Genomic DNA, 15,853 nt, shown 5'->3' on the forward strand with positions numbered 1-15,853 from the left:
GCTCCGGAGCGCTGCTTCCTCTCTCGCAGATTGGCCGCGTTCTCGGTCGGAAAGGATGCGCCAATGTTCGAGCCGGTCGTGTGGTGGCGCGCGGGATAGCAACGGCACTGCGTGGAGGCGACAGCTGGGGGCGTGGTGGTGATGGCTGCGTCGTACCCTCATCCGGCGCTGTGCGCCACCTTCTCCCGGTGGGAGAAGGGAATGCAGGTTTCCGTGCGGGTGGCTGTGGTTGCTAGGCAGCGACAAAGCGACTGGCATAGCGCGCAAAGCAACGCCCAGGTTCATTGGATGGCGATGGCTGCGTCGTACCCTCATCCGGCGCTGCGCGCCACCTTCTCCCGGTGGGAGAAGGGAGGTGATATGCATGCCGACCGTGCTGCGATGGCGAGCACCAAGCACCAAGCACCAAGCACCAAGCACCAAGCACCAAGCACCAAGCAACAAGCAACAAGCAACAAGCAACAAGCAACAAGCAACAAGCAACAAGCAACAAGCAACAAGCAATGTGCAGCCGGCAGCGCTTCCTGAAGTGTGGGATCAGCGCTGTGCGGTCGGGCTGTCCCAGGCCTCCTTGACCAGCAGGATCCTCGCCAGGGACTCGCGGAAATGCTGCACCAGACGCGGTTCCAATTGCTTGCCCGACATGCTTTCCAACTTGCGCATCGCGTCTTCCACCGTCCACGGCGCCTTGTAGGCGCGCCGTCCGCACAGCGCGTCGAATACATCGGCTACTGCGACGATGCGTGCCGATTCCGGAATGGCCTCGCCGGCCAGGCCGGTGGGATAGCCGCTGCCATCCCAGCATTCGTGGTGATGCAGTGCGATTTCGGCGGCCATCTGGAAGACCGGTCCGCGGCCGTGCCGTAGCAGGTCGTGTCCGGCCTGCGGGTGCTGCCGCACCACCGAGCGCTCGTGCTCGTCCAGCGTGTCTGGCTTGTGCAGGATGCTGCCGGGCACGGCGATCTTGCCGGCGTCGTGCAGTGGCGCGGCATCCTGCAGCATCTGCGCCTGCTGCGGCGACCAGCCGGCGGTTTCGGCCAGCACTCGGGCATACACCGCCATGCGCCAGATATGCGCGCCGGTGTCGGCGTCCTGGGCTTGGCCGGCGGTGCCCAGCAGATGGATCGCATCGCGGTATTGCTGCGCCAGGCGCGCGCTTTCGGCCAGCCTGAGCTGGGTATTGATGCGCACCTTGAGCAAGGCCGGCGAATAAGGTTTGCTGACGTAATCGGCTGCGCCCGCTTCCAGCCCGGCGCGCTCGTCGTGCTCGCTGTTGCGCGAGGTCACGAACAGGATCGGGATGGCATTGCTGGAGGGTTGCTGCTTGAGCGTGCGCGCCACCGCATAGCCATCCATGTCTGGGAGTTCGACATCCAGCAGGATCAACGCAGGCGCGTGGCGCGCCACCGCGTCCAGCGCCTCGCCGCCGGTTTTGGCGAACACCAGCGGAAAGTCGTCACGCAACAGCTGGCGCAGGGTCGCCAGGTTGCTGGACTCGTCGTCGACACACAGCAGGGGACGGGACGGCATGGGTGGTCCTTGCCGACGGCACGGGAGATCGCCGTCAGCGTGGGTGGGTGGCTTGCCAGTCGTGCAGGGTGGCCTGCGCGCGGCGGAAATCGAAGTCCTCCACGGCGCGTTGCAGTTCTTCCTGCAACGCAGGCGGCAGGTGCGGTGCGCAGATCAACAGCGCGTGGTCGATCTTGTCGGCGTCGTCGGTGGAAAGAGCCACCTCCAGGATCTGCAGGCTGCCGGCGTCCAGCGCGACTGCGTCGTCTTTGGCTGCCGCAGTGGTTTCGTCGTCTTGCAAAAAGACGCCAATCGCCTCGGCGGTGCGCTGCATCACATCCTTGAGCGCAATCAACGAGGCGGTGATGTCTTGACCATCTTCGATACGCGTTTCCAGATCGCTTGCAGCACCGGCCAGTGCCGGCAGCGCCAGCGAGCCCGCCGCACCACGCAACTTGTGCGCCATTGCGCCGATGGCAGGCAGTTCGTTGCGGCGCAGGTGTTCGGCCGCGACTTCGGCCGGGTCCGGATTGTCGCGCAGCAGCTTGCTCAGGTAACGCGCGTACGGCTCGCGGTCGCGCCACAGGCTGCGCGCGCGCGCGGCGTCCAGTAGCTCGGGATCGTCGTGCTGCCACTCGGGGCCGGCCGCCATGTCGGTTTCGTGCGGCAGCGATGGAATGCGCTTCATCCCGGGATGCATGAAGTGACGAATGGCGGTGACCAGTTCCTCGACATTGAAGGGCTTGGCGATAAAACCATTCATGCCCGCTTCCAGCGCTTTTTCCTGTTGCGGGCGGAATGCGCCAGCGGTCAGCGCGATCACCGGCAGGCTGGCCAGGGCAGGGATCTGCCGCAGCCGGCGGGTGGCTTCGTAGCCATCCACCACCGGCATCTGCACATCCATCAACACCAGATGGAACAGATCCGGCGCGCGCTTGAGGGTGTTGACCGCCTGCTCGCCATCGTGGGCGACGGTGACCATGGCGCCTTCGCCCTCAAGAATGCGCTGCGCCACCTCGCAGTTGATCTCGCTGTCGTCGACCAGCAACAGGTGCGTGCCTTCCAGCCGCCGTGCCACGAAGGTGGGCGTGACCGGACGTGCACCCGGGCGCTGGTCGACCAACTGTTCCACCAGACGATGCAATGCCGCGCTGGTCACCGGCTTGGTCATTACCGCGTCCAGATCCTGTTGCTCGGGATGCTGTTCCAGCAGACGTCGCTCGTAGGCGGTGACCATGACGATCACCGGATGCGGACCAGGGGCGGCACGTGCGCGGATTTCGCGCGCGATCGCCACGCCATCGATGTCGGGCATGCGCCAGTCGAGCAGGAAGATGTCGTAGGGCTCGCTGGCCTGTTCGATCGCCTGCAGCGCGGCCTGGCCGCTGGCCACTGCATCCACGCGCCAGCCCAGGTCGGTGGTGATCCGCACCAGATTGCTGAGCGCGGCATCGTGGTCGTCGGCGATCAGCACGCGCGGCATCGCTTCCGGCGGTAGCGCCGGCAGGTCCTGCTGCGCCTTGGGTGGCGCGGCCTTCTCCAGGGTCACCACGAAATAGAACTCGCTGCCGCGGCCGGGCACACTTTCCACTTCCAGCTCGCCGCCCATCAGTTCGATCAGCCGTCGGCTGATGGTCAGGCCCAGACCGCTGCCGCCATAGCGCCGGCTGGTCGAGGTGTCGGCCTGCAGAAACGGCGAGAAGATCAGGCTTTGCTTTTCCTTGGAAATGCCGATGCCGGTGTCGCGCACGGAGAACAGCAGCTTGACCTTGTTGGGATCGCCGCTGGGAAAGCGCCGCACCGACAGCACCACTTCGCCCTGCTCGGTGAACTTGATCGCGTTGCCGACCAGATTGACCAGCACCTGGTTGATGCGCAGCGCATCGCCCAATAGCCAGCGGCTGTCGCGCGGCAGCGGCTCGACAATCATCTCCACCGGTTTGGCGCTGAGCGAGGAGCGCATCAGGTCGGCGATGTTGTCGAACAGTTGGTTGAGATCGAACGGCGCGCGTTCCAGATCGATGCGCCCGGCCTCGATCTTGGAGAAGTCCAGGATGTCGTTGATGATTTCCAGCAAGGTGCGTGCGGAGCGATCGATCTTGGTGACCATGTCCTGCGCCGCGCCAGGAAGCTCGCTGCGCTGAAGCAGATACAACATGCCCAGGATGGCGTTCATCGGGGTGCGGATTTCGTGACTCATGTTGGCCAGGAAATCGGACTTGGACTGATTGGCGCTCTTGGCGGCATCCATTGCCAGACGCAGCTGTTTTTCGTGCAGTTTTTGCTCGGTGAGATCCACCGCAACGCCGAGGTAACCGATCACCTGATCGTTGTCGTCGCGCAGGGTGCTCAGGGTCAGCAACACCGGCAGGCGGCGACCGTCGTGACCGACATAGGTCCATTCGCTGGTGTCGCTGCGGCCGAGGCTGGTGAGCGCGGCCACCGCTTCCAGCGTGTGCGCCACCGGCACCCCGGTCTGCTCGGACAGCAGGTGCGCGCGCTCCTGCAGTTCTTCCGGTTCGACGAACTGGCTGGCCTTGCGCCGGCCGATCACATCCTCTGCGTTATAGCCGAGCAGCTTTTCTGCGGCGCGATTGAACAGCGTGACAAAGCCGCTGGAGTCGGTGGCGATGATGGCGTAACCGGCATGCGCCAGAATCGCGCGCTGCAAGACCGAGAACTTCACCAGCTCGCTGGTGCGCTCGGCCACCTGATGTTCGAGCGAGGCATTGAGGTCGACGATGCGTTGATGCGACCTTACCCGCTCGGAGATATCGCGGAAAAAATGCGAGTGCCCGCTGAGCGTGCCATCCGGTTCGATGATGGGTGCCTTGCTCGCCAGCACATGCACCTGATGACCATCGCGGTGGCGCATGCTCTGTGCGGCCGAGGCATTGGTCGGGTACGCTTCATCGGCGTGCTCGATCTGCGGCATCGCATACGGTTGCGGCGATAGCAGCAACGTCAGGTCCTGGTCGATCGCCTCCTCTGCGGTGTAGCCGAACATCGCTTCTGCGGCCGGGTTCCAGTGGGTGATGCGGCCATCCGGGGTTTCGGCCACGATGGCCTCGCTGGAATGGCTGACCAGTGCGGCCAGTTCCATCTGCTTGCGCAACACCTCTTCGCGGCGCAGCCCGTTGCTGAAGTACAGCCCCAGCAACGCCGCAAACAGTACGGATGCCGCCATGACCAGGCCGCCCACCAGCCACGGCGAGGTCTGGTTGAGCGACGCCACAAAGCTGGCCGTGGGGTGGGCGGTGACGATCCAGGTGCGCCCGTAGATGGGCAACAGCTGCACCACCGGCCGCCAGCGCGCGCTGTCGCCGGCCGGAGTGCCGCTGCGATAAAAGTTATGGGTCGGCTCGTTGCGATCGGACAGATCCAGCGCCACATCGTCGAGTTCGCCCAATGCGCTTTTCACCATCTGCTCGACGCTGAAAGGCGCATACACCCAGCCGTTGGTGGCAGCCATGCGTTGCTGTGGCGTTTGCAGCGGCATGCCTTCGCGATACACCGGCAGCAAGACCAGAAAGCCGCTCTCGTTGGGCACGCGATAGCCCGACAGCGAGACCGGCGAGGTCATGATCGGCTCGCCGCTGCGTGCGGCCTGCAATGCGGCAGCGCGGCGGCGCGGTTCGGACGCGATATCCAGACCGATGGGGCGATTGCCCGACGACTCGGGTTCGAAGTACAGCACGATGTAACGTTCGCCATCCCACGGCGCCAGCAAGCGGCGGTGGATATCCGGTGCTCCGTCGGCGCGCGCGGTCTGCAAGAACGCGTCCTCGTCGGCAGGCGCGACCCGATGGATGTAGCCGTAGCCCAGCACGCCGGGAAACTCGCGCGCGTAATCGCGCGAGCGGCTGTACAGGGTGAAGCGATCTCGACTGATGACCTCGCTGCCGGCACCGATCACCGCACCGCGCGCGCCGCGCAAGCCGTGCTCGAAGGTGTACATACGTTCGCTGATATTGCGGGCGAGGGTGCGCACGACATACTGAAAGCGCTGCTCGCGCTCGAGCTCGTTATGCCGCTGCAGCCAGACCCCCGTGACGATGGCGGCGATCAAACCTGCGGTAAGGATCAGCAGTGCGCTGATAAAGACGCGGCGCCCGTATTTCCTGCGCAGATCCCAGCGGCCATTCGGCATTTTCGTTCCTTCGCCTTGCCTGTTGCGTGCCCAGTGTCCTGGCCGACGGCAACGTCGACCTCGCGGTACCGCCTGACGATCATCCGGCTGCGTGCAGTCTCCCCAGTTGCTGCACGCTAGCCTGTTGGGCGATCAACGTCATCTCAGTGCATCAGAACGATAGCCAAATCGATAATGCATGAAGCGCAAGGCCGATCAATCCACCGACCAACGTCCCGTTGAAGCGAATGTATTGCAGATCGCGTCCGACACCCAATTCCAATTGTTCGACGAGGTGACGTTCGTCCCAACTTTTCACTGTCGATGCAATGTGCTCGGTGACCGATGCGCGCAGGCGCGTGGTGAGTTTGTCGGCTGCCTGCAGCATATGCTGGTTGAGTGCGTCGCGCAGTGACGGATCTTGCGACAACGCCTGGCCGAGCGATTGCATGGAGCGCTCCATGTGCGCAGCCATCGACGACTCTTCACGCGCCAGATCGTTGCGCAGCGCATCGCGGATCTCGCCCCACAGGCTCTGCACGTATTCCTGCAGCGCGGGATGTTGGATGGCACGTTGCTTGAGTTCTTCTACACGCGCAGCCATTTCCGGCTCGTCACGCAGGCGCGCGATGTAGCCTTGCAGCCACGCTTCATAGTCGAGCCTGATTGGATGCTCGGGCGTCTTGAGAATGTCCTGGAGTTCTTCGATGGCCGCACGCGCCATGCGGTCGGCCAGACTGTCGCCGATCTCTTCGATCGGCTTGATCCAGTTCACTGTGCCGACCAGCTTGGGCCATTCGCGGCGCGCATACCGCACGATCAATGCAGACGCGCGCGTCTTGACCTGTTCCTGGTCCAGCCATTCGCCCAACCGCAGCAACACTTCGTCGAGCAATTTCTGATGGCGCCCGTCGGTGGTGAGCAGCGCCATCACATCGCCAACCGTCGCGGCAGCATTCCACTTGCGCAGGCGGTCCACCACGAAGCGCTGGATGGCGCTGCGCACGGCGGCTTCGTCCAGCAGCTCCAGCGCCTGCAACATCCAGCCGCGTGCCATCTGCGCGAGCATGCGCGACTGCTCGGGTTTGGCCAGCCATTCGCCGAGGCGGCTGGCGGGGTCGAACACGCGCAGCTTTTCCATCAACGCAGCGGGCGCAAGGAACTGATCGCGCACGAATACCGCCAGCCCATCGGCCAGCCGCTCCTTGCCGCGCGGCAGGATGGCGGTGTGCGGGATCGGCAGGCCCATCGGACGGCGAAACAGCGCCACCACCGCAAACCAGTCGGCCAGTGCGCCCACGGTCGCCGCTTCGCAGAAGGCCGACACCCACGCCCAGATGCCTTGCTCGCCCATCAGGTGACTGACGATAAAGCCGGCAAACATCGCCAGCAGCAAGGCCACCGCCAACAGCTTCATGCGCTGCAGCTGGGCACGACGGGGATCGATGGGGCGGGGAGCGCTGAGACTGGGTTCCATCCGCGAAGTGTACCCACTCGTTTGACCAGGGCATGTCCACGGCAGGTGGGCGACGTCGCGGGCGGCTGCCGGTGGCCGTGACGTCGGTGCCTGTGCTCCAGCTGCGCTCGCAACGGTGCGACCAAGCGTCTGTTGCCGTCGTAGGAGCGCACCCGGGCGCGACGGGCTTTATCGGGACTGCCCGTCGCGCCCAGGTGCGCTCCTACGCGAGCTGTTGGCTAGTGGGTGCGCGAAGTCGGCCGCGCAGGCGCTGCAGCTGCGCTTGCAACTGGGCAACCTTCAAGCTGTGCAAAAGCGTCGATCACTGTCGTAGGAGCGCACCCGGGCGCGACAGGCTTTCCTGGGAACGCCCATCGCGCCCAGGTGCGCTCCTACGTGATGGCTGTTGGCTAGTGGGTACGTGTACGCAGCCATGCAGGCGCTGCAGCTGCGCTTGCAACGGGTGCGACCTCGAGCTCTGCCAAAGCATCGATGACTGTCGTAGGAGCGCACCCGGGCGCGATGGGCTTTCCTGGGAACGCCCATCGCGCCCAGGTGCGCTCCTACGTGATGGCTGCTGGCCAGTGGATGCGCGGACTCAGCCGCGCAGGCGCTCCAGCTGCGCTTGCAATGCGGTCACCTTGGACTGCAGTGCGGCGTTTTCGTTTTCCAGTTCGGTGACGCGGCGCTGCAAGGCCTTGACGTCGCGGCGCTCGGCTTCGCCGCCTTCGGCCTCGTCGGGCTTGGGTTTGCGCTTGGCGTCGCGCACGCGCTTGGCGGCCTGTTTGAGTTCGGCCTTACCGGCCTGCGCGGCGGCGCGTTGTTCGTCTTCCGACAGCGTGGCCACGGCGGCTGCGGCGCTGATCGAGATCTCGCCGGCCTTCACTGCCTGCACCACTTCCGGCGCGGCCTGTTTGTGGATGCGCTCGATCATCACCACCTGGTTGCTGCTCAGGCGTGCTTCGCGTGCCAGCTCGGCGCGGCTCACCGGGGTGGAGGTTTCCTCCCACGGCGGGCTGTCGGTGTCGTCGGTCGCGCGGGCCGCGCTGTCGTCGAGGCCGGTATCGGCCTGTGCGTCATCCACCACTGGCGCCTCGGCGGCGGCATCGGCCTCGCGCTGGCTACGCTGGCGGGCGGCCAGGATCTCGCGCTTGCGCAGCGCCAGCACGCCACGTTGGAAGTCGGACACGCTGCGCCGGCCAAGGTGCTGCTCGATCATCCACAGGTGCACGTCCTGCATCGACTGGAAGCGTGGGTTCTGCACAGTCTGGAACTCCAGCCCGTGCTTCTGGCAGATGCCGTAGCGGTTGTGGCCGTCCACCAGCACATCGCCCCACAACACCAAGGCATCGCGACAGCCTTCGGCCAGCAGGCTGCGCTCCAGCGCCTCGTGCTCGTCGGGTGTCAGCGGGTCGATGTAGGCCTTGAGTTCTTCTTTGACAACGATGTTCATGGGGCAACTGCGGGGGGAGTGCGGGGCCGGCATTGTAGAGAGCCTGCTCCGGCTTTGCGCGCTTGACGTGGTACCCGCGCCCGTGACACGCGAGCGCCGTCGTGGAATGCCCACGCGCGCCGTCACCGGCTATCTTCAGGCGAGCGGCGCGTACGGCGGGAGCCGACGCGGCGAAGCCCCTGCAGCGCGCAGCCAGGGCCCGCGTGCCTATGCCTGCAACGCACCCATGCCGCCGGCCGCGCTCAGTCCACCAGGCGCAGGATCCCGGCCAGCGTCTCGACCATCTGCCCGATCTGCTCGGGGGTGACGATCAACGGTGGCGACAGCGCGATGACATCGCCGGTGACCCGCACCAGCAGTCCGCCGTCGTGGAAGCAGCGCTCGAACACCTCGTAGCCGCGTGCACCAGGGGCGCCATCGCGCGGCGCCAGTTCGATGGCGCCGATCAGGCCGACGTTGCGGATGTCGATCACGTGCGGCAGGCCGCGCAGGCTGTGCAGCGCGTCTTCCCACTGCGGGCCGAGCGTGATCGCACGCGAAAACAGCCCGTCCTCGGCATAGGTGTCCAGGGTCGCAATCGCGGCCGCACAGGCCAGCGGGTGACCGGAGTAGGTATAGCCATGAAATAGTTCGATGGCGTTTTGCGGCCCGTGCATGAACGCGTCATGGATCGCATCGGCCACCAGCACCGCCCCCATCGGCACGGTGCCGCTGGTCAGCCCCTTGGCGGCGGTGATGATGTCGGGCGTGACGCCGAAGCGCTGCGCGGCGAACGCCTCGCCGACGCGGCCGAAGCCGGTGATCACCTCGTCGAACACCAGGAGGATGCCGTGGCGGTCGCAGATGGCCCGCAGCCGTTGCAGATAGCCTTCCGGCGGCAGGATCACCCCGGCCGAGCCGGACACCGGTTCGACGAACACCGCGGCGATGGTGGAGGCGTCGTGCAGGGTGATCAGCCGTTCAAGGTCGTCGGCCAGTTCCGCGCCGTGCGTCGGCAGTCCGCGTGAGTAGGCGTTGCGCTGCAGATCCAGGGTGTGGCGCAGATGATCGGTGCCGGCCAGCAGCGGGCCGAACCACTTGCGGTTGTTGGGCAGCCCGCCGATCGACATGCCGCCGAAGCCGACCCCGTGATACGCCTTCTCGCGGCCAATAAAGCGGGTGCGATGGCCCTCGCCGCGCAGGCGGTGGTAGGCCAGCACGATCTTCATCGCGCTATCCACCGCTTCCGAGCCGGAGTTGGTGAAGAACACATGGCCCAGGCCGGGCGGCGCGATGGCCGCCAGGCGCTGCGCCAGCACGAACGGCAGCGGTGAGCCCATCTGAAAGGTCGGGGCGAAATCCAGCGTGCCGGCCTGCGCGCGGATCGCCGCCACGATGCGTTCGCGCGCGTGTCCTGCATTGCAGCACCACAAGCCTGCGGTGCCATCCAGGATCTGCCGGCCGTCGACATCGCGGTAGTACATGCCGGCGGCCGAGGCGAGCAGGCGAGGGCGCGCCTTGAACTGCCGGTTGGCGGTGAACGGCATCCAGAACGCATCCAGCTGCGCCGGTGTCTGCAGCGCAGGCGCATCGTCGCGCGGAAGTGGGTCGTGCATGGCCGGCTCCGTCACGGGGGTCGCCCGACTGTACCCAGCCATCGCCTCGGGCGTCACCCCGCCGCGGGCAGGAATGGGCGATATGCCCGCGCAGGCCTGGCGGATGCCCATCGATCTAATGCATAAGAACTAGTCAATTAGTCGCAGCGCCGGCCGCTAATCTCAAGGAACGCTTGCGTGGCGTGTGTGTGGCAATGCGTTGGAACGCTGCGAGGCGTCGCCAAGCATTGCAAAGCTGCAAGGATTGCCGATGATGCGCCAGACAACCGCTGGTTGGGCCTGGTCGTCGCCGCTGCTTATATCGCAACACGCTAAACGATCGCAGCCGTCAATCGTCTTTATCGCAGTTCATCGCACTTTATTTTTGGGGAATGGGAATGACGCAAGGGTCCACCGTGGCGACAGCCAGTGGCGCAGACGCCGGTCTGCTATCCAAGGAGCGCATCATTGCGCGTCCGGGGTTCAATCGTTGGCTGGTCCCGCCGGCTGCGCTGGCGATCCATCTGTGCATCGGCATGGCCTACGGCTTCAGCGTGTTCTGGCTGCCGCTGTCCAAGGCGCTGGGGATCACCGAAGCGATTGCCTGCCCGGCCGACATGGGCCTGTTCGCGCGCATGGTGGCGACCACCTGCGACTGGAAGATCAGCGAGCTGCAGTGGATGTACACCCTGTTCTTCGTGCTGCTGGGCTGCTCGGCGGCGATCTGGGGCGGTTGGCTGGAACGTGCCGGCCCGCGCAAGGCCGGTGTGGTTTCGGCGCTGTGCTGGTGTGGCGGCCTGGTGATTTCGGCGGCCGGTATCCACTTCCATCAGATCTGGATGTTGTGGCTGGGTTCGGGCGTGATCGGTGGTATCGGTCTGGGGCTGGGCTACATCTCGCCGGTGTCGACCCTGATCAAATGGTTCCCGGACCGTCGCGGCATGGCGACCGGCATGGCGATCATGGGCTTTGGCGGCGGCGCGATGATCGGCAGCCCGCTGGCCGACGCGCTGATGCGCCACTTCGCCACACCCACCTCGGTGGGCGTGATGGAAACCTTCCTGGTCATGGCTGCGCTGTACTTCGTCTTCATGATGGCCGGCGCCTTCGGGTATCGCGTGCCGCCGAGCGGTTGGACCCCGGCTGGCTGGACTGCGCCGGTGGCCAGCACCAACGCCATGATCACCGCCAACCACGTGCACGTCAGCAAGGTCTGGGGCATTCCGCAGTTCTGGCTGCTGTGGGGCGTGTTGTGCCTGAACGTCTCGGCCGGTATCGGCGTGATCGGCATGTCCTCGCCGATGCTGCAGGAAGTGTTCGGCGGCCGGTTGATCGGCGTGGACATCGGCTTCGGCAGCCTGGATACGGCTCAGCTGGCCAGCATCGCGGCGATCGCGGCAGGCTTCACCGGTCTGCTCAGCCTGTTCAACATCGGTGGCCGCTTCTTCTGGGCCAGCATGTCCGACAAGCTCGGCCGCAAGAACACCTACACGCTGTTCTTCCTGCTGGGCATCTGCCTGTACGCAGCGGCGCCGTCGGCCGGTGGCGTGGGCGGCATCGCGCTGTTCGTGGGCATCTTCTGCATCATCCTGTCGATGTACGGCGGCGGCTTCGCCACCATTCCGGCTTATCTGGCCGACCTGTTCGGTACCCAGATGGTTGGCGCCATCCACGGCCGTCTGCTGACCGCCTGGGCCACCGCCGGCATTCTCGGCCCGGTGGTGGTGGGTTACATGCGCGAGTACCAGCTGGCACACGGCAGCCCGCCGTCACAGGTCTACAACACCACCATGTACATCCTCGCCGGCATGCTCGTGCTCGGCCTGATCTGCAATCTGTTGGTGCGCCCGGTGGCTGCGCGTCACTTCATGACGCCCGACGAACTGGCACGCGAGAAGCAGCTGGCGCACGAGAAGGTCGACCGCAGCGGGCATGCGGTGCTGCCGCCGGAACAGATGGCGCGGATCGGGCATGGCGGCAACCCCGCAGTGGTCGCGTTCGCTTGGTTGGCGGTTGGCATCCCGATGGCGTTCGGTATCTGGGTGACGCTGCAGAAAGCCTTTGTGCTGTTCCATTGAGGTGAGATGACCAGTCCGTCTTCCCGCACGGTGCGCCCCGGTAGTGTGGTGCGCACGGTTGTCCGCCATCGCGGCGGTCGCGGTGCCACGGTGCAAGACATGGTGGCGGCCGAAATGCCGGTTGCCCTGATCTATAACCAGGTGCCGTTCGCGGTGATGATGGCGACGCCGGAGGACCTGGAAGATTTCGCGCTCGGGTTCTCGTTGAGCGAAGGCATCGTCGATCACGCGCAGGACTTGCGCGTGGTCGCGGTGGAGACCTTTCTGGAAGGCGCTTCGTTGCAGATCGAGATTCCACCCGAGCGCGCGGCCGCGTTGGACCAGCGGCGGCGCAATCTGGATGGACGCAGCGGTTGCGGCGTGTGCGGCAATGAATCGATCGAGGCGGTGCTGCGTGTGCCGCCGCGCGTGCAGTCGACGCTGCAGATCGACGCCGATGCGTTGGCGCGTGCGCTGGATGCGTTGCATGCGCAGCAGCCGATCGCCGCGCAGACCGGCGCGGTGCACGCCGCCGGTTGGGCCGATGCGAACGGCGTGGTGCAGTTGGTGCGCGAAGACGTCGGGCGCCATAACGCGTTGGACAAATTGATCGGTGCATTGGCGCGCGCGCGCATCGATGCATCGCAAGGGTTTGCGGTGGTCACCAGCCGCGCCAGTTATGAAATGGCCATGAAAGCCGCGCAGGCCCGAATTCCGCTGCTGGCAGCGATTTCGGCACCTACCGCGCTGGCGATCAGCCTGGCCGACAGCGCGGGACTGACCCTGATCGGGTTTGCCCGCAATCACGATTGTGTTGTTTACAGCCATCCACAACGCCTGGATCTGGGCGTTGCCGTGGGAGAGCCCGCATGAGCAAGAAAACCATCAAGCAGTACGACAATCCCGCGGGCGGCTGGGGCGCATTGCGCTCGGTGGCCAAGCACCTGATGGAACAGGACATTGCAGTGCAGGGCGCCAAGACGCTGTTGCACGCCAACCAGCCGGACGGCTTCGATTGTCCGGGCTGCGCCTGGCCGGATCGCGACCATACCTCCACCTTCGAATTCTGCGAAAACGGCGCCAAGGCCGTAGCCGCCGAATCCACCGCGCGCCGCGCCGGGCTGGAATTGTTCGCCTCGCACAGCGTCAGCCTGTTGTCGCAGTACAGCGACTATTGGCTGGAAGGGCAGGGCCGGTTGACCCACCCGATGCGCTACGACGCCGCCACCGACCACTATGTGCCGGTGAGCTGGGACGATGCGTTTGCGCAGATCGCGGGCCATCTCAATGGCCTGGCGACCCCGGATGAGGCGATCTTCTATACCTCAGGGCGCACCAGCAACGAAGCGGCGTTTTTGTATCAGTTGTTCGTCCGCGAGTTCGGCACCAATAACTTCCCGGACTGCTCCAACATGTGCCACGAGCCATCCGGCACCGCGCTGCGTTCGCAGATCGGTGTGGGCAAGGGCACGGTGTCGTTGCACGATTTCGAGCTGGCCGATGCGATCTTCATCTTCGGCCAGAACCCGGGCACCAATCACCCGCGCATGCTGGGCGAGTTGCGTCAGGCCTCCAAGCGCGGCGCGGCGATTGCGGCGTTCAATCCGCTGCGCGAGCGCGGGCTGGAAAAGTTCGCCGACCCGCAAGACAAGCTGGAAATGCTGCACAACGGTTCCACGCGCATTGCCTCGGATTATTTCCAGCTCAAGATCGGCGGCGACCTGGCGGCGTTGAAGGGCATCATCAAACATGTGCTGGAGCGCGATGCGCAGGCCCAGCGCGATGGTACGCCGCGCTTGCTGGATCTGGAGTTCATTGCCGAGCACACCGCCAATTTCGACGCATTCGCTGCCGATGTGCATGCGGAAGCCTGGGACACCATCGTCGAAGAGTCCGGCCTGGACGAAGCGCAGTTGCGCAAGGCTGGCGAGATCTATCTGAAGGCCGAGCGTGTGATCGCGTGCTGGGGCATGGGCATTACCCAGCACAAGCACTCGGTGGCCACCATCCACATGATCACCAACCTGCTGCTGCTGCGCGGCCATCTGGGCCGCCCCGGCGCAGGCGTGTGCCCGGTGCGCGGGCATAGCAACGTGCAGGGCGACCGCACGATGATGATCTACGAAAAACCGCCGGCCGCGTTTCTGGACAAGCTGCAGTCGGTGTTCGGGTTTGCGCCGCCGCGCGAAGACGGCTTCGACACCGTCGGTGCGATCGAGGCGATGCTGGATGGGCGCGGCAAGGTGTTCTTCGCGATGGGCGGCAACTTCGCCGCCGCCACGCCGGATACCGATGCCACGCACCGCGCGCTACGCAACTGCGAACTCACCGTGCATGTCACCACCAAGCTCAATCGCAGCCACCTGGTGCATGGGCGCGATGCGTTGATCCTGCCATGCCTGGGGCGTACCGAAATCGATATCCAGGACGCCGGCTCGCAAGGCGTGACGGTGGAGGATTCGATGAGCATGGTGCACCTGTCGGCCGGCATCAATCCGCCGGCCTCGCCGGATCTGCTTTCCGAGCCGGCGATCGTGGCGCGCATGGCCGAAGCCACGTTGGGCGCGCGCAGCGCGATCCGCTGGCGCTGGCTGGTGGGCGATTACGACCGCGTGCGCGAGCTGATCGCGCAGGTGTTCCCGGACTTTGTCGACTTCAATCAGCGCGTGCGCACGCCGGGCGGCTTCCGCCTGTCCAACACCGCGCGCGACCGTAACTGGGTGACGCCCGAGCAGCGTGCGGTGTTCAAAGCGCACGCGGTGCCCACCGACAACCCGATCCATCGCGCGCGGCGTTCGCGGGGCGATCAGATGGTGTTTACGCTCGCCACCACGCGCTCGCACGATCAGTACAACACCACGATCTACGGGCTGGACGATCGCTATCGTGGCGTGTTCGGCGAGCGCCGCGTGCTGTTCATCAACGGCGCCGATATCACCGCGTTGAACATGAAGGCCGGCGATTGGGTGGATCTGGAAAGCCTGTGCGAAGACGGCGTGCATCGCGAGGCGCGGCGTTTCTTGCTGGTGGACTACAACATTCCGCGCGGCTGTCTGGCGGCGTATTACCCGGAAACCAATGCGCTGGTGCCGCTGTCGAGTTTTGCCGACGAAGCACGCACCCCGACCTCCAAGTCGATTCCGGTGATCGTGCTGCCGCATCGCGCCGAAACCGCCGACGCGGCGCCGCGCGATATCGGAGCGGTACTTGTCCGCTGATCCGCAGCTCACCGCGCAGCTGCTGCAGGCGCTGGCCGACACGCCCGAGGGCGTGTCGCTTTCGCGGTTGTGCAAGCAGCTGGGCGTGCGCATGAGCGTGTTGTTGCGCACGCTCGCGTGGCTGGGCAGTGCCAACCTGGATGGCCAGCCAGGCCCGGGTTGGATTCACGTGGAAGAGCGCAGCGATCGGCAATTTGCAGTGTTGACGTCTGCCGGGTTGGCAGAGCACGCACAGCGCGAAACGGCGCAAGCGCCGCAAGGCGGCTGAATAACTTGCTGGTTGTTTGTTGAAAACCATGCGCGCCGATATGCCTGACTGCTCCTTGCCCAGCCACCATCGCTGGACTTTCGGCTGCTAGGTTGAAGCTTAGGCAATCGAGTGCGCGGTGCCCTCACCGCTCGCGGGACACGCCGTGAACCCGTCCCTGGGGGCTCGATGGCGGCATCCATGCCGCCA

General features: G+C 65.4%; 10 protein-coding genes. 5 read left to right on the forward strand and 5 right to left on the reverse strand.

Annotation, left to right across the window (positions count from 1 at the left end; all coding sequences use genetic code 11):
- Positions 1–201: 201 nt before the first annotated feature.
- Positions 202–528 carry a hypothetical protein gene (locus ABQU90_RS22615; RefSeq protein WP_323523486.1) on the forward strand — a complete coding sequence of 109 codons (327 nt, stop codon included), beginning with the start codon at positions 202–204 and terminating at the stop codon, positions 526–528.
- 9 nt (positions 529–537) lie between these two features.
- Here the strand turns inward: ABQU90_RS22615 and ABQU90_RS22620 are convergent, their stop codons facing one another.
- The 5 genes from ABQU90_RS22620 to aptA form a co-directional block, all read right to left on the reverse strand.
- Positions 538–1,530 carry an HD-GYP domain-containing protein gene (locus tag ABQU90_RS22620; RefSeq protein ID WP_115562284.1) on the reverse strand — a complete coding sequence of 331 codons (993 nt, stop codon included), beginning with the start codon at positions 1,528–1,530 and terminating at the stop codon, positions 538–540.
- A 34-nt stretch (positions 1,531–1,564) separates the two neighbouring features.
- Positions 1,565–5,659 carry a CHASE domain-containing protein gene (locus ABQU90_RS22625; protein ID WP_323523485.1) on the reverse strand — a complete coding sequence of 1,365 codons (4,095 nt, stop codon included), beginning with the start codon at positions 5,657–5,659 and terminating at the stop codon, positions 1,565–1,567.
- Positions 5,660–5,810: 151 nt separating this feature from the next.
- Positions 5,811–7,115 carry a DUF445 domain-containing protein gene (locus tag ABQU90_RS22630; protein ID WP_115560084.1) on the reverse strand — a complete coding sequence of 435 codons (1,305 nt, stop codon included), beginning with the start codon at positions 7,113–7,115 and terminating at the stop codon, positions 5,811–5,813.
- Between the two features lie 577 nt (positions 7,116–7,692).
- Entirely contained in the window at positions 7,693–8,547 is an 855-nt protein-coding gene (locus ABQU90_RS22635; protein ID WP_323523484.1) for a plasmid replication/partition related protein, read from the reverse strand.
- A 242-nt stretch (positions 8,548–8,789) separates the two neighbouring features.
- Positions 8,790–10,142: an omega-aminotransferase AptA gene (aptA, locus tag ABQU90_RS22640; RefSeq protein ID WP_323517677.1), complete on the reverse strand. Its 1,353-nt coding sequence runs from the start codon at positions 10,140–10,142 to the stop codon at positions 8,790–8,792.
- 377 nt (positions 10,143–10,519) lie between these two features.
- Here aptA and ABQU90_RS22645 point away from each other — a divergent pair, with 377 nt between their 5' ends.
- From ABQU90_RS22645 to ABQU90_RS22660, 4 genes are read left to right on the forward strand one after another with little or no spacing between them, the layout of a single operon-like run.
- Positions 10,520–12,199, forward strand: coding sequence for an OFA family MFS transporter (locus tag ABQU90_RS22645; RefSeq protein WP_055851795.1), 1,680 nt, complete (start codon positions 10,520–10,522; stop codon positions 12,197–12,199).
- A 6-nt stretch (positions 12,200–12,205) separates the two neighbouring features.
- Positions 12,206–13,051: a formate dehydrogenase accessory sulfurtransferase FdhD gene (gene fdhD, locus ABQU90_RS22650; RefSeq protein ID WP_055851798.1), complete on the forward strand. Its 846-nt coding sequence runs from the start codon at positions 12,206–12,208 to the stop codon at positions 13,049–13,051.
- Positions 13,048–15,396, forward strand: a complete 2,349-nt coding sequence (locus ABQU90_RS22655; protein WP_323523483.1) for an FdhF/YdeP family oxidoreductase — start codon at positions 13,048–13,050, stop codon at positions 15,394–15,396. Before fdhD ends, ABQU90_RS22655 begins: the two co-directional genes overlap by 4 nt.
- Positions 15,386–15,664, forward strand: a complete 279-nt coding sequence (locus ABQU90_RS22660; protein WP_323523482.1) for a hypothetical protein — start codon at positions 15,386–15,388, stop codon at positions 15,662–15,664. The genes ABQU90_RS22655 and ABQU90_RS22660 overlap by 11 nt, the downstream gene beginning before the upstream one ends.
- The last annotated feature ends 189 nt before the right edge of the window (positions 15,665–15,853 follow it).

Source organism: Xanthomonas sp. WHRI 10207, assembly GCF_040202975.1.
GTDB lineage: Bacteria > Pseudomonadota > Gammaproteobacteria > Xanthomonadales > Xanthomonadaceae > Xanthomonas.

Excerpts from the sequence above, each read along its gene's own strand:
- ABQU90_RS22615 (WP_323523486.1), top strand. The coding sequence starts at position 202 with ATGCAGGTTTCCGTGCGGGTGGCTGTGGTTGCTAGGCAGCGACAAAGC.
- ABQU90_RS22620 (WP_115562284.1), bottom strand. The coding sequence starts at position 1,530 with ATGCCGTCCCGTCCCCTGCTGTGTGTCGACGACGAGTCCAGCAACCTG.
- ABQU90_RS22625 (WP_323523485.1), bottom strand. The coding sequence starts at position 5,659 with ATGCCGAATGGCCGCTGGGATCTGCGCAGGAAATACGGGCGCCGCGTC.
- ABQU90_RS22630 (WP_115560084.1), bottom strand. The coding sequence starts at position 7,115 with ATGGAACCCAGTCTCAGCGCTCCCCGCCCCATCGATCCCCGTCGTGCC.
- ABQU90_RS22635 (WP_323523484.1), bottom strand. The coding sequence starts at position 8,547 with ATGAACATCGTTGTCAAAGAAGAACTCAAGGCCTACATCGACCCGCTG.
- aptA (WP_323517677.1), bottom strand. The coding sequence starts at position 10,142 with ATGCACGACCCACTTCCGCGCGACGATGCGCCTGCGCTGCAGACACCG.
- ABQU90_RS22645 (WP_055851795.1), top strand. The coding sequence starts at position 10,520 with ATGACGCAAGGGTCCACCGTGGCGACAGCCAGTGGCGCAGACGCCGGT.
- fdhD (WP_055851798.1), top strand. The coding sequence starts at position 12,206 with ATGACCAGTCCGTCTTCCCGCACGGTGCGCCCCGGTAGTGTGGTGCGC.
- ABQU90_RS22655 (WP_323523483.1), top strand. The coding sequence starts at position 13,048 with ATGAGCAAGAAAACCATCAAGCAGTACGACAATCCCGCGGGCGGCTGG.